Below are 15,637 nucleotides of genomic sequence, written 5' to 3' on the forward strand. Positions count from 1 at the left end.
GTTTTTCTCCTAGTATTTATGATATATTCATCATAATATATATTATAGTAATTTTAGAATATATTAGCAACATATCTGAACATAAAAACTGCATGGCATATATTCGATATTATAAGAAGCGAATAAAATAAAGGCAGAAATAAAGTATATCTTTTATTAGATTCATACATAGCGAGTCTGTAAAAAACCATCGCTACAGTAAGAAGAAGAAATCCAGTAAGATAAAGTATAGCCCCATACTCTCCTGCCGCAGATGAAATCTTTGATATTGCTATAAGCCATACCCAATTTAATATAAGATAGTATATAGTCTCAGTAGCATCTCGCCATCTATATCCAAATACACTTCTTAAAGTTATACCAAGCACACAAAGCCCTGTAATAATACCAAAGAAACTCCATCCCCAGCCATTTTTTAATAATATAAGACAAGGCGGTATATAAACTCCCCATATCATCATAATAAAAAACGCATGCGAAAGTATATAAAAAACTTTTTTGGGCTTATTATTAAATGGGAAAAAATGATATATAGCGTTAATTATATAAAATATGATAAGAAAACTTGAATAAAGAGAAAAAGATGTTATTTCTCTTGCTGTATTGGAATTAATAATCAAAAGAACCAAAACTGCTACTGCAGAACTTGCACATATTATACATATAATGGCACATATGGCAGACACAGATGTTCTTATCTTGTTATTTTTTTTTATACTATCCATAATGGAATATATATTAACTCTTATTTATAATAAAGTAAATGGTGATTTGTAACTATATAATGAAAATAATTAAAAATATATTAAAGTTCTTCATATAATAAGATTATTAAATATTCATTTTAAGTAATATGCTTGTTTCAAAACTACTTTACAAACGATTTTATGAGTTTGTATTTTATGTTAAACGCAGAGCAAGGTGTACCATATGCCATACTTAATAGTACTTCCTTCGGACGCAGGCTGACAGACATTATAAAGGATGGCAAATCGTACAAATTTTAATTTAAAAAATTCATTTTAACAAATTACAGTTGTTTAGCTATATATATAAAATCTATTAAACGTGTGACGAAGAATATTATAGATTTAAATAATGCTTGGGTGGGTAGCCAGAATAAAACAGTTAAAGTAAAAATATAGAAAAATAGTTAAAATACCAATAAAATGTTTAAAAATTTAACGGGTGGGAGTGAAAATAGATTTTAAAATTTATTCTAATTCCCACCCTTTTAGATTTTAAGGCTTTATTTTTTAATAGATTTTAATTAAATATATAAGTCTATATTTTTACAAGTACGCCCTCCCAAAGTGTTATTTAAATTTAAGACTTTACTCAGCGCACGCAGAACGGATTTTTACATATAAGATTAATTTGATAACTGTAATTTTTATTATCTATAAGAATTTCATTCTACGTGCGTTAATAAATATTATATAAATAACATTTATTATTATTTATATAATATATGTATTAAAAAATTAAATATTATTTTATTGATTATTTTGTAAAGTTAAAGTATAATTATTTAAAAAATTTTAGGAGGTTTAAATAATGGTAAAAGGTACTGTTAGAAGCATACCAATGCTTGTAATCTTAAATATTGTAACATGCGGTATTTATTATGCCTACTGGCTTTATAAGACTACAGATGAGATTAAGAATTTTATGGAAAGAGATGATATAAACCCTACACTAGAATTAGTATTATCTATTGTAACATGCGGACTTTATACTTTTTATTGGTATTATAAATATGGTAAGATACTTTATTTAGAGATGACTAAAAAAGCTGGAATGGACACTACAGAAGATAACACTGTATTATTAATAGTATTAAATTTCCTTATGTATGTAATATCATGTGCTATATTTCAAGATAAATTAAATGCTATTTGGAACAGCATACCTGATTCAGGATTAATAGAATCTCATAATGATGATGAATAATTATTAATATAAAAAATTATGATTAAAAGACTTGCTAATATGCAGGTCTTTTTTTATATTTTCTTTTATTTCTTTTTTATCTTTTTTTCCGATATTTATAAAACATATTATAATTTATAAGGAGCAAGTAACTATGAGAAAATATTTATTATTAATATTATTTATCATAAGCCATGCATTTATTTTGAATGCATATGAAAGCCTAAATGAAGTTCTCAAAACCCCAGTAAATTATAATATACATAAAGGAGAAAATACAGAAAAAGTTTTTAATGCTGTAAGATATATAAATAATAATTATTCTAAAGAAAGCCTAAAAGCAAAAAATATATACTCTACATCTAGGATAGATATATATTTGGAGAACGAACTTCAAGTAAACGATAGAGATTTGCATAGTATTATATTAGAAACTTCAAAAATATATGATATGGAAGAATATTTATACGGCAAATTAAAAGGTAAATTAATACTTTTAATAATGGATATTAATGGAGGTTTTACGGGTGATAAACCATATATGCAAGGGTATTCAATACTTGATGGTCTTGATGAGATAAAAAATGATACAGATAATATTATATTTTTGGATTATATAAATGGATGGGAAAATATAGAATCTGTTGTAAATACTATAGCCCATGAACTTCATCATGTTATACATTACAGTTCTTTAGAAAATAAAAGTACTTCTTCATTTGATGTATGGGTAGATGAGGCATTATCAGAGGCTGCCGTTATAGCATACAGAGGTAAAGTACCTAAAAACAGACTTGACTATTATAATACAGATTCAATGTATTTAATAACCAAAGGTGATTATTTTGTAAACTGGAATCAGGGATATACGGTTCATAAATATGCTACTGTTTCTCTTTTTATGTATTGGCTTGGGATTCATTCAAAAAATGGTTTTGAGATATATAAAGATATAGCTAATGCCCCAGAAGAATATAAAGGAACTTATAAGGCTATACTTTATGCAGCAAATAAAAATATTAAAGAGTTTCAGGATTGGAGCGAGCTTTATGCTACTTGGCTAAAGTCTAATTACAAAAATGATTCAAAAGGTATTTACGGATACAAAGGACTTATTACTACAAAACCAAAAATTATAACTACCCAGTATAATTGTCCTATGGCACCTGGTTCTGCTATTTATGTTAAGGGTGATTTTATGTCTGATGATAAACTTTTAAGATATGCCGAGCTTGGAGATGATACATATGTAGTTTATAACCCAGATGTAAATACCAAAGGAAAAGACAGATACTTGATAGTAAACTCATATTTTTATGGATACTAATAATTTAGAAAGAACTTTTCAGCTATTTTAATAACTCCTAAAAATGAGTATATGGGGATTTCTCATGCATGTCTTCTACTTGATATGCATGAGATTTTTTATAAGTATAATTTTAATAATTTATTCTTTAGAATATCAAGCAGTTTATTTATAAAGTTGAATAAAAAATTGACAAACTGTATTTGTTTAGGTATATATTATTTTTATCCTGTATATTCTTCTATATATTTACGCATAAGCATTTTTATAGTTTCTTTATCTGCATCAAGAGAAGCTATATCAAATGCATCAATCATCACTTTTCTCTCTTCAGGTGTTAGGCATTTAACTGAGTCTTTTGCTATAAATAATTTTTTATACTGAGAAGGTATTAATGTTTCATCGTCCATTAAAATCTCTTCATAAAGTTTTTCTCCTTCTCTAATCCCAGTAAAAATTATAGGTATATCTTTTTCAGTAAGTCCATACATTTTAAGCATATTTTTAGCCAAGTCCAAAATCTTTACTGGCTTTCCCATATCTAAAGTAAATATTATACCGTCATTTAAAGTGCAGGCTTTAATTACAAGTCTTGCAGCTTCTCTTATAGACATAAAAAATCTCACCATTTCAGGATGCGTAACAGTTAATGCTTTGCCCTCTCTTATTTGCTTTTCAAATACTGGTATAACGCTTCCGCTGCTTCCTAAAACATTTCCAAATCTTGTTATTTTAAATGCTGTATTATTTTGTTCATGAGACAATGACATTATCATTCTTTCACATATTCTTTTGCTTGCTCCCATTAATGAAGTGGGGCGTACTGCTTTATCTGTTGATATAAACACAAAGTTTTTTATATTATTTTTAATAGCAAGGGTGGCTATATTTTCTGTGGCTAGTATATTATTTTTAATAGCTTCTTCAGGGTAGCTTTCCATAAAAGGAAGATGTTTATGAGCTGCTGCATGAAAAATTATATCTGGTTTTTCTTCTTTTAAGATTTTATCAACTTTAACATAGTCGCGTACATTTGATATTATATACATAAATTTGTGTTTATGTTTTTCATTGTTTCTATCATTTAAAGACATTATTAGATTATGAACAGCACTTTCAGAATTATCTAAAGCCATAACTTTTTTTACAGGAAGTGTAATTAACTGCCTTACAAGTTCACTTCCTATAGAGCCGCCGCCTCCTGTAACTAGTATAGTTTTATCTTTATAGTATTCTGATATTTCTTTTTCATCAAAACCTATCTCCTCTCTGCCAAGCAAGTCTGAAGGTTCAAGATTTCTTATATCTTTTATAGAGGCATTACCTTTTATTATTTCAAAGAATCCAGGGAGTATTTTATATCTTATTCCTGTAGGATATATTATATCAAGTATTTCAAGCAGTTCTTTTTGTTTAAGAGTAGGTATTGCGATAATAATTTCTTCTATATCGGTATTATTATCCTTGTAGTGTTTTATTATATGTTCTATGTCTTTTACTTTTCCCTTAACTTTTATAGAATGATGATTAATATTTACTTCTCTTTTATTTATATCATCATCTAAAAAGCATAGTATATTATATTCATTATTATCATCGGAAGTTAGTATTTCAGATGCAAGAGTTTCTCCTGCATTTCCAGCCCCAATTATTAATATATTTTTCATTTATCAAAGTCCAAAAATAAATATATAATAAGGTTTATAGTATATATTTTTTTTATTTATTATACAAGGATTTTATTTTTTATATATCAATATTATAATCTGTATAATAATAATTTATTAACATCAGACTTGTTTCAAAAGTACTTGATAAGATCATATAATGATGTTTTATATATTGTATAATTTTTTATTTTAAATATGCAGACTTTAGCCGTCCAGCTATATTGCATAAATAATCTGGGGGTATTTACGACAATTAATAAATAAAATTAGTTTTGAAACAAGTCTAATACCTAATTTTTAAGTTGTTTGTTTATCATATTAACCTTATTTAATTTACTACTTAATCTATGTAAATAGTAGGTAATAAATATAAAAAGTCCCATTATAGCTAAATGATCAATAATGAAAAATATAAAGGCTTCTTCATAAGATGGAACTTTTGTAACTGAAAATAGTCTAATATATATATCCCTTTTTATAAATGAAACTACTCCATATACGGCCACTAATAAACCTGTTATCATATATATTTGTTTTTTTATATTTATAAATTTCTTACTCATATTTATAAACATACCCCAATGCATTCCTAAATGTACAGACATCAATATAAGTCCCCAATAACAGCATATTATATGCAGTCTTTTATTAAATACTTTAATACCTTCAAGATTAAAAAATTCAACTACATTTCTATTAAATAGTATCCCGCTTATAATTAATCCAAGCATACATATAAGAAGCATAGAATTTATAAATGTGTTCAATATTCTATTTAAACTATATTTTCCTTTATTAAGATTTTTATACCAATGAAAGTTAAATATATGATGAAGTATAAAAAATATAAAAATTGAATACCCCAAATATTCATGTATAGTACGACCTGTAAAACGATATCCGATTAAAACAAAAAAAAGAATAGTCATTATTATATCTATAAGTATTTTAATTTTATTTTTCATATATAATTGAACTCCTATTATAAAATTATATAATTTTAAGTTGTTATAATATAGCATGCTATTTACTATATTAGACGATTTTTATTATTAAAAGTTCCTTATAATTTATTTTTTAATAATTATTTTGTAAAAGAACTTATATCCTCGACAAGCTTGGATACGCTTCACGAAAGTGCAAGTGTTGAAATTATTATTAAATCGTACTAATTATATTTTATATGTAGGATAAATTACTAAATTTAGTATAAAATCTAGCCTTTCGCTGCCGAAGGCGTACTTCGTATGTGGCAATACCACAGGCACTTCCTACAGTCACAAAAGAAGTGTGGGCTGTGGGGCAAAGCCACGCAAATATTTTAAATTTAAAAAATTAATTTTTGACAAATTATATTTGTTTAGGTATATATCTTATGCTGTAATAATAATTATAAAATTTATTTTAAAAACAGATCCATAGAAAGCAAAATATAAAATTAAGTTTCTATGGATCTTGGAGTAAGTATGAGCTTTTATAACTAAATTGTATTTCTATCTACTTGGTTTAAAAAAGTTAAGCCTTAAAGCATTAGTAACTACAGAAACAGAACTCAAACTCATAGCAAGAGCTGCAAATATAGGGTTTAATAATAATTCTTTACCCATAATAGCAACTAAAAAATCTCCTATAGAAGAGGCTATTAATGGCTCTCTAAATACATGCAAAACTCCTGCCGCTATTGGTATACCTATAACATTGTAGCAAAAAGCCCAAAAAAGATTCTGTTTAATATCTCTCATAGTGGCTTTACTTAATTCTATTGCAGTTACCACATCATTGGTGTTTGACTTTACTAATACTATATCAGCACTCTCTATAGCAACATCAGTACCGCTTCCTATAGCAATACCAACATTAGCCTGAGTTAAAGCAGGAGCATCATTTATACCATCTCCAACCATAGCAACAATATTACCTTCGTCCTGAAGTTTTTTAACTTCTTTGGATTTCTCTTCTGGGAGAACTTCAGCAAATACTATATCAATACCTGCTTCTTTGGCAACCGAATTGGCAGTATTTTTATTGTCTCCTGTTATCATAGCAGTTTTTATACCCAATTTATGGAGTCTTCTTATAGCATCAATACTTTCTTTTTTTAATTTATCCGCACAAGCTATAACACCTAAAAGTTTATTATCATAGGCAACATACATAGGGGTTTTTCCCTCTTTTGAAAGGCTTTCCATATATGAATGATAATTTTCTGTATTTATATTTTCTTTATTCATAAGTTTATCATTGCCCATTAAAACTTTTTTATTGTCAATGAATACCTCTATACCAAAACCAGCTATAGCTTTAAAATTTTCTATATCAAGGAGTTTAATATTTTTTTCTTTAGCCTCTCTTACTATAGCCTCTCCTAATGGGTGTTCGCTTCCGTTCTCAGCACTTGCCGCTATTAAAAGAAGTTTACCTTTATCATCAGAAATAATATCTGTAACATAAGGATTACCCTCTGTAAGAGTACCTGTTTTATCAAACATTACAGCATTTATTTTTTGGGATACTTCCAACGCCTCAGCATTTTTAAAAAGTATTCCAAGCTCAGCACCTTTTCCAGTACCAACCATTATAGCAGTAGGTGTAGCAAGCCCCAAAGCACAAGGACAAGCTATAACCAGTACTGACACAAATACTGTTAAAGCAAATACAAAATTATGCAAAGCTATAAACCAAATTATACCAGATATCAAAGCTATAGTAATAACAGCAGGTACAAAGTATGAAGATACAACATCAGCAATATGTGCTATAGGAGCTTTTGAACCTTGTGCATCTTCTACAAGTTTTATAATCTGAGCTAATGCAGTATCAGCACCTACTTTCTGAGCCTTAAACTTAAAACTTCCAGTCTTATTAATTGAAGCACCAACCACCTTATCACCAACAGTTTTTTCAACTGGTATGCTCTCTCCAGTAAGCATTGATTCATCCACACTGCTGTATCCTTCTATAATCTCTCCATCAACAGGTATCTTCTCCCCAGGGCGTACCAAAACTATATCATCAACTTTTACTTCTGAAATTTTTATCTCTTTCTCTTCGCCGTCTTTTATTATAACAGCTGTTTTTGGCTGAAGCCCCATAAGTTTTTTTATAGCCTCTCCAGTTTTTCCCTTGCTTCTTGCCTCTAAATATTTACCAAACTGTACCAAAGTAATTATAACAGCAGCTGATTCATAATATAAATTTTCACCATGCGGATTAAGCCCCATAAATGCCAAAACTGTAGAATATATACTATAAACAAATGCCGCAGTTGTACCTATTGCTATAAGAGAGTCCATATTAGGTGAGCCTCTGAAAAGTGCAGGATAGCCTAATGTGTAAAACTTATAGCCTGATATCATAACAGGTATACATAAAAGTATAGCTACTATAGAAAAAACCTGCGGGTTTATATGATGAACCAAAAAACTAGGTATAGGAAACTTCACTATACTCACCATTGGTGCCATAGATATATAAAAAAGCGGTATAGAAAATATTGCTGATACTATGAGTCTTATTTTCTGCTCTTTTATCTCTTTAGCCTTTCTTTCTGAAGGATCTTCCTCTTTACCTACTACCTGATACCCAGCCTTTACCACTACGTTTACTATATCATTATATTTTAACTTTTTATCGTCAAAATTAAGAACAGCTTTTTCTGTAGCTATATTAACATTAGCTTCTTCTATGCCTTCTGTTTTTTTCAATGCTCTCTCTACTGCCCTAGAACAAGCAGCACAATGCATTCCGCCTATTCTTAAAGTCATTTTCATAAAATTAAATCCTTTATTATAAAAAATCAATCATTCAATTATACATCATTTAAATGTTAAAGCAATCTAACAATAGTATTATATCATATATTATATATTTTTCAAGTAGGGTGTATGGGTATATTAAAAAATATTAGTAAAAATTGGTAAAAAGTTAATTACATGTCTAATATGATAAAATTAATAATTATATCATAATATTATTTTTAGAGCTTTTTTAAACACACTAGCAAGCAATCAGAGGCATATTAAATAAATACGTAAATTTAAACACTTCTTGGGTGGGCATACAGAATAAGAGTTAAAGCCAAAGAATAAAAAATCATTTGTAAATAAAAAATAATATTCAAAAATTTAGAGGGTGGGGATTAGAATATATTTTAAAATTTTACTTTAACCCCGCCCTTTTAGATTTAAAAGCTTTATTTTTTATATTGGCTTAATTAAATATAAAAATCTATACATCAAAAAGTGACCCCACCCAAAAACATGATTTAAATTTAAGGCTTTCATAAACGCACGCAGAGTAGATTTTTTAATACAGATTGATTAACAAATCTAATTCATTTTATATATAAAAATCGATTTAACGTGCGTTTAAGAATATTATAAAAATTTGTAAGAAATATTTTAACCCACTTTTTATTTATGTATTTCTATTATTTTTAATAGTTACAATACTTGAAATTGCAATAAAAAATTATTAGCTGTAAAATAAATAAAAATTATATAAATAAATTAAGACTATGAATGAACATAACTCTAAACAAAGATATCTTGGCGAATTTTATACACCGCTTAATTTTGCTAATAAGGCTATGCATTATATTTATGATGTAATAGATGAAAAAGAACTTAAAAGCGGTAAATACAGAATATGGGATATGGCATGCGGAAGAGGTAATTTAGAATATTATCTTGATAAAGAATGCTATAAGTATTTGTATATGTCTACAATAGATAATGATGATATAGATTACTGCCGAACTCATTTTGAATGTTCATGTTTATTTCAGTATGATTATTTAAATGATGATATAGAAGATAATTCTTTTAATTATAAAAAACTTCCTCAAAAACTTCAGAATGATTTAAATAATAAAAATATAAAATGGCTTATACTTATAAATCCGCCTTATGCTACAAGTCAAGTTGCAGGAGCTAATTCTAAAAGCAAAAAAAGTGTAAGTATAAGCAAAATAAGAAATATTATGCATAGAGAAAAATTGGGTACTGCTTCAAGAGAACTTTATGCACAGTTTTTGTTTAGAATACATAAAGAGTTAAAAAATAATGTTTATCTTGCTTTATTTTCAAAGACTAACTATATAAAGTATGATAACAATGAAAAGTTTAGAGATAAAGTATGCAGTTATAAGTTTAAAAAAGGATTTATATTTTCATCTTCAAATTTTGATAACACATCAAAAACAACTCCTTTTCCAGTAAGTTTTATAATATGGAAAATAGATAAAAAAGAAAATATAAAAACACAAAATATAATATTAGATGTATTAGATGATGACAGCAATTTCTTGTATAAAAAAAATTACAGTGTGGTAGACAGCAGTCAACTTCTTAATAAATGGATAAATAGGGTAAGAACTTCAAAAACCTTTGTGCCTTTATCATCGGCTATAAAAGTAAAAAATGATGGAAAAGATATAAGAGATAAAGTATGCGATGGATTTATAGGATCCCTTATGAGCTGCGGAAGTGATTTGCAAAAACAAAATCTTACTGCGGTATTTTCTGCTCCTCAGGCTTCGGCAGGCTCTCTCTCCATTACAAAAGAAAATTTTGAAAAGGCTATGATTATACATGCTGTAAGAAGATGTGCAAAAGTAGATTGGCTTAATGGAAGCGATCAGTTCTCTATACCTAAAAAAGAACTTCAAAAAACTTTTATACTAGACTGTGTGGTATGGACTTTATTTTCTACTTCAAATCAAAGCTCAGCTATGGATAATATTATTTATAAAGATAAATATTATCGAATAATTAATCATTTTTATCCTTTTGATTATAAAGAAGTATGTTCTAATTGCAGCATTTTCGAATACAATAATGAAAAAAGGTTTGCTTTTCTTTATCTTAAAGAAAATAAAAGATACGTTTCAGACGAGGCATTTGAACTTATCAATGCTTCTAAAGAACTTTATGAGTATTTTTATTCTAATATAAATAAAATAAACACTGATAAGTTTAAAATAAGTTTATGGGACAGCGGATTCTGGCAGATAAGAAAATCTCTCAAAGATGCAAAATTAGCTTCAGACATTTTGAAAAATATAAAAAGTAAAAGAGAAGCCCTAAAGAAAAATATCTTAAAAGAGATAAATAATTTTATAAGCTAACCGTCCCATAATTTATCTTTATTTAAGAAGTCCTAAAATATATAAAGCAATATCCTCAAATTCAATACCGCAGCTTTTTGCCATAGCAGGTATATCAGAAGTATCAGTCATACCGCTTTGAGTATTAACCTCCATCAAATAAACTTCATCATTAACAATAATAGCATCTATTCTTGAAAGACCGCCGCAGCCTAAAACTGTATATGCTCTCTTGCATGTTTCTATAACTTTATTTTCAATCTCTTTTGAAATTTTCGCAGGAACTTCTAATTCTGTTTTACCAGGTGTGTATTTAGCATCATAATCGTATATTTCATTTTTTGAATTAATACCAAGTATAGGAAACACATAAATATCATCTTCTTCTTTTACCAAACCTACAGTTATTTCTTTACCTTTTATATAAGGTTCTAAAAAATAATTATTAATATCCTCTATTTTTTTTAAAGTATTATCAAACTCTTCTTTAGTTTTTATTAAAGATACTCCTACACTAGAACCACTTGATATAGGCTTTATTATAATAGGAAAGTTTAATCCTCCAGCAGAAGTGTTATTGACATCTTTTACATCTTTAAGAAGTACAAAATCAGCAGTAGATACATTTGAAGATTTCCATATTCTTTTTGTATAGACTTTATTCATACAAACGGCACTAACCAAAATATTTTCGCCTGTATATTTTATATTAAGGCTTTCCAAAAGTCCCTGTATAGTTCCGTCCTCTCCAGAAGTACCATGTAGTATATTATAGCAGTATTCTATATTATTTTCTTTAAGAGTTTTTACTAAATCATAAGTGTCCTGAACATCTATAAGTATGCAATTATCTTTAAGCTCTTCAAAACTCGTTAAAGCTTTATAAACATTCTTACCGCTTCTTAAAGAAACTTCTCTCTCTTCATTTTGTCCGCCATGAAGTATTGCTATCTTTTTACTTTTAAATCTGTTTAATATATCTTTTCTTAATTTTTCATTTATCATATTATTTATCCATTAGTTTTATAGATTTATCGTATAATTCTGTAATTTTATAATTCAATTTTTTAGATAAAAATAAATAAATTTTAGTCTATACTGAAAATTTTTAATTTTGTCAATTTTTATGTTGTTCTTTTTCTCGCAGTACTTCCTTCGGTCGCAAAAGAACTGGGGTGTTACGAAGTACGCAGAGCGGCACGTCTGTGTGCCATCACAAATAATAAAATTTAAAAAACTAGAATTGACAAAATATATTTGTTTAGGTATATATTAAAAAGTATTAATTATATTCTTCAAGAAGCTTAACTATATCATTATTATATTTCTTATTATCTTTTGATTTTGCCATATCAAGTGCAGTCCTACCATCTTCATCAGTTATAGAAGTATCAGCATTATTTTCTAAAAGTATTTTTACTGCTTCAAATTGATTAGAATGTGCTGCATACATTGAATTTGCTGCATACATTAAAGCAGTCATTCCATAATCATTGGTATAATTAATATCAGCACCATTTTCTAATAACACATTTATTATATTAGTGTTTCCGTTATTAGCAGCATGCATTAAAGCAGTATCACCATCTTCATCAGTTATAGAAATATCAGCATTATTTTCTAAAAGTATTTTTGCTGCTTCAAATTGATTAAACCTTGCTGCATACATTAAAGCAGTCATTCCATAATAATTGGTATAATTAATATCAACACCATTTTCTAATAACGTATTTATTATATTAGTGTTTCCTTTATAAGCAGCATAAATTAAAGGAGTCATTTCATCAGTGGTATAATTAATATCAGCACCATTTTCCAATAACATATTTATTATATTAGTGTTTCCGTTATAAACAGCATTCATTAAAGGAGTAGGCGATATATCATCAATATGTTCATTTTCTATTTCGCATACTGTATTGGCGTCAGCTCCATTTTCAAGTAAAAATTTTACCATCTCTTCATCATTTAAAGAAACCGCATAAACTAAAGCATTAATTCCGTCAACATTCCTTGCTTCAATGTCAGCACCTTTTTCAATTAAAAGCTCTGCTATAGCAATATTATGAAAGCTAGCCATAAGAGGAGTAAAGCCTGTAAGTTCTTCTTTTAAATTAATATCCGCATTATTTTCTAATAAATAATTTATGATATCAGTTTGCTTATATTTTATAGCTTGTATTAAAGGGGTTGACTTAGAATATTTATCCCCTAAGTTATAATTAACATCTAAACTTTTTGATTCGATTAATTTTTTGATTGTTTCTAAATCTCCTGATTCTATAAAAGATATAATTTCTTTATCTGTGTATGAATAATATGCTGATTCTTCTGTTTCATTTGTATTTATTGATGAATTATTTTCTTCATTATCTGTAGTTTTTAATTCTTTTGTTTTATTTATATTATTATCTGTACTATCATCTAAATTTATAGTTGCTTTATCTGTGTTATTATTGTTTGATTCTTTGGTATTGCAAGAAAATATAATTATAGAAAGTAAAAAAATTAATAAATATTTCATAAAGAATATATCCTAATAGCATATTTTTTATGAATATATAATACTGAAAATTTTTAAGTTTGTCAATTTTTTGTTGTTCTTTTTCCTGCCTTCGCTCTGCGGGCTTAAGCAAAATAACCTTATATCCTCGACAAGCTCGGATACGCTTCGCTAAATTGCAAGTGTTGAAATTATTATTAAATCGTACTAATTATGTTTTATATTATAGAATAGATTATTAATTTGGTCTGAAATATAGCCTGCTGTGCCTGCTTCTCTTCGCAGGAGTGGCACGCATAGCGAGGCGGATAGCGTTACAAAAGAACTGGCACACAGTATGGTGGTAAAGCCCCGCAAATATTTTAAATTTAAAAAATTGTATGCCTTAATACAAACTAATCTAGTATGTAAAACAATATACTTGTTTCAAAAGTCTTTCAACGCCGCTGAGTACAGCAAAAAAGTACGGGTGATGCACAATTAATAAATAAAATTAGTTTTGAAACAAGTCTAATATTTAATGTTTTATTTATAAAATATTAATTATATTTTTAATATTGTTCTAGAAGCTCAACTATATCCTTATAATCTTCTTCTTTTGCTAGATCAAGTGCAGTCTCCCCATATCCATTAGTTATAGAAGTATCTGCATTATTTTCTAAAAGTATTTTTGCAGCTTCAAATTGATTAAAACTAGCAGCCATCATCAAAGCAGTCATTCCATAATCAGTGGTATAATTAATATCAGCACCATTTTCTAATAACATATTTATTATATTAGTATTCCCTCTATAAGCTGCATTCATTAAAGGAGTAGACGATATGTCAGTATGTTCATTTTCTATTTCGCATACTGTATTGGCGTCAGCTCCTTTCTCAAGTAAAAATTTTACCATCTCTTCATTATTATAAGTTGAGGCATAAACTAAAGCATTAATGCCGTCATTATCTTTTGCTTCAATGTCAGCACCTTTTTCAATTAAAAGCTCTGCTATAGTAATATTATGAAGACTAGCCATAAGAGGAGTAAATCCTGAAAGTTCTGCAGCTAAATTTACATCTGCTCCTAAATCTATAAGTTTATAAACAAGTTCTTCATCATACATAGCTTCTGTTAATGGACTAGAATACCCTAAAGTTAAATTAACATCTGCATTATTTTCTAATAAATAATTTATAATATTAGTTTGTTTATATTTTATAGCCTCTATTAAAGGTGTTGACTTGGAATATTCATCTATTTCTAAATTATAATCAACATCTAAACTTTTTGATTCAATTAATTTTTTGATTGTTTCTAAATCTCCTGATTCTATAAAAGATATAATTTCTTTATCTGTGTATGAATAATATGCTGATTCTTCTGTTTCATTTGTATTTATTGATGAATTATTTTCTTCATTATCTGTAGTTTTTAATTCTCTTGTTTTATTTATATTATTATCTGTACTATCATCTAAATTTATAGTTGCTTTATCTGTGTTATTATTGTTTGATTCTTTGGTATTGCAAGAAAATATAATTATAGAAAGTAAAAAAATTAATAAATATTTCATAAAGAATATATCCTAATAGCATATTTTTTATTAATATATAATACTGAAAATTTTTAAGTTTGTCAATTTTTTGTTGTTCTTTTTCCTGCATTCGCTCTGCGGGATTCGCCAAAATAACCTTATATCCTCGACAAGCTCGGATACGCTTCGCTAAATTGCAAGTGTTGAAATTATTATTAAATCGTACTAATTATGTTTTATATTTAGAATAGATTATTAAATTTAGTATAAAATGCAGCTTTTTCGCTTCCTGCACAATACCTAACGCTACTTCTTTCGGTAGCAGGGACATATCTAGTAAAAAACACAATAGCTAGAATTTTATATTTTAAAGATAGAAATAGAAAAAGGAATTAAAAAAGGTATGGGACAAGAAAAAAATTCATTGGCAAAATATAAAAAATAAAACATAGATATTAATATTATAAACAAAGTAACAGGTTTGAGTATAGAAGAAATAAAAAACTTGTGAGTTCCTGACATTCGTTAGAATGGCAGGAAATTATTAACGAATAAGTTTTTTATAAATGATAGAAAAATTATAAGAAAAACTTTTAATTCAGA

At 27.4% G+C, this 15,637-nt stretch carries 10 protein-coding genes; 3 read left to right on the forward strand and 7 right to left on the reverse strand.

The window, feature by feature from the left end:
• Positions 1 to 53 precede the first annotated feature (53 nt).
• Positions 54 to 725: a hemolysin III family protein gene (locus tag KQ44_RS10480; RefSeq protein ID WP_096737351.1), complete on the reverse strand. Its 672-nt coding sequence runs from the start codon at positions 723 to 725 to the stop codon at positions 54 to 56.
• A gap of 832 nt (positions 726 to 1,557) precedes the next feature.
• On the opposite strand from KQ44_RS10480, the gene KQ44_RS10485 reads away from it, so the two are divergent.
• Together KQ44_RS10485 and KQ44_RS10490 are read left to right on the forward strand one after the other, a co-directional pair.
• A complete protein-coding gene (locus tag KQ44_RS10485) occupies positions 1,558 to 1,953 on the forward strand; it encodes a DUF4234 domain-containing protein (RefSeq protein WP_096737352.1) in 396 nt (131 codons plus the stop codon).
• A gap of 133 nt (positions 1,954 to 2,086) precedes the next feature.
• Positions 2,087 to 3,259 carry a peptidase M30, hyicolysin gene (locus tag KQ44_RS10490; protein WP_096737353.1) on the forward strand — a complete coding sequence of 391 codons (1,173 nt, stop codon included), beginning with the start codon at positions 2,087 to 2,089 and terminating at the stop codon, positions 3,257 to 3,259.
• Positions 3,260 to 3,462: 203 nt separating this feature from the next.
• Here KQ44_RS10490 and KQ44_RS10495 read toward each other — a convergent pair whose 3' ends face one another.
• The 3 genes from KQ44_RS10495 to KQ44_RS10505 all read right to left on the reverse strand — a co-directional run bounded on the left by KQ44_RS10495 (position 3,463) and on the right by KQ44_RS10505 (position 8,678).
• On the reverse strand, positions 3,463 to 4,905 hold the full coding sequence (locus KQ44_RS10495; protein ID WP_096737354.1) for a nucleoside-diphosphate sugar epimerase/dehydratase: 1,443 nt from the start codon (positions 4,903 to 4,905) through the stop codon (positions 3,463 to 3,465).
• Positions 4,906 to 5,198: 293 nt separating this feature from the next.
• Positions 5,199 to 5,873 carry a DUF4405 domain-containing protein gene (locus KQ44_RS10500; protein ID WP_096737355.1) on the reverse strand — a complete coding sequence of 225 codons (675 nt, stop codon included), beginning with the start codon at positions 5,871 to 5,873 and terminating at the stop codon, positions 5,199 to 5,201.
• A 528-nt stretch (positions 5,874 to 6,401) separates the two neighbouring features.
• Entirely contained in the window at positions 6,402 to 8,678 is a 2,277-nt protein-coding gene (locus KQ44_RS10505; RefSeq protein ID WP_096737356.1) for a heavy metal translocating P-type ATPase, read from the reverse strand.
• A gap of 746 nt (positions 8,679 to 9,424) precedes the next feature.
• Here KQ44_RS10505 and KQ44_RS10510 point away from each other — a divergent pair.
• Positions 9,425 to 11,035, forward strand: a complete 1,611-nt coding sequence (locus KQ44_RS10510; protein ID WP_096737357.1) for a hypothetical protein — start codon at positions 9,425 to 9,427, stop codon at positions 11,033 to 11,035.
• Positions 11,036 to 11,053: 18 nt separating this feature from the next.
• Here the strand turns inward: KQ44_RS10510 and KQ44_RS10515 are convergent, their stop codons facing one another.
• The 3 genes from KQ44_RS10515 to KQ44_RS10525 form a co-directional block, all read right to left on the reverse strand.
• On the reverse strand, positions 11,054 to 12,019 hold the full coding sequence (locus tag KQ44_RS10515) for a D-alanine--D-alanine ligase (protein ID WP_096737358.1): 966 nt from the start codon (positions 12,017 to 12,019) through the stop codon (positions 11,054 to 11,056).
• A gap of 277 nt (positions 12,020 to 12,296) precedes the next feature.
• Positions 12,297 to 13,538, reverse strand: coding sequence for an ankyrin repeat domain-containing protein (locus tag KQ44_RS10520; protein ID WP_096737359.1), 1,242 nt, complete (start codon positions 13,536 to 13,538; stop codon positions 12,297 to 12,299).
• 530 nt (positions 13,539 to 14,068) lie between these two features.
• Positions 14,069 to 15,073, reverse strand: coding sequence for an ankyrin repeat domain-containing protein (locus tag KQ44_RS10525; RefSeq protein ID WP_096737360.1), 1,005 nt, complete (start codon positions 15,071 to 15,073; stop codon positions 14,069 to 14,071).
• Positions 15,074 to 15,637: the final 564 nt, after the last annotated feature.

Source organism: Brachyspira sp. G79, assembly GCF_002379365.1.
In the GTDB taxonomy this organism is placed as follows: domain Bacteria; phylum Spirochaetota; class Brachyspiria; order Brachyspirales; family Brachyspiraceae; genus Brachyspira.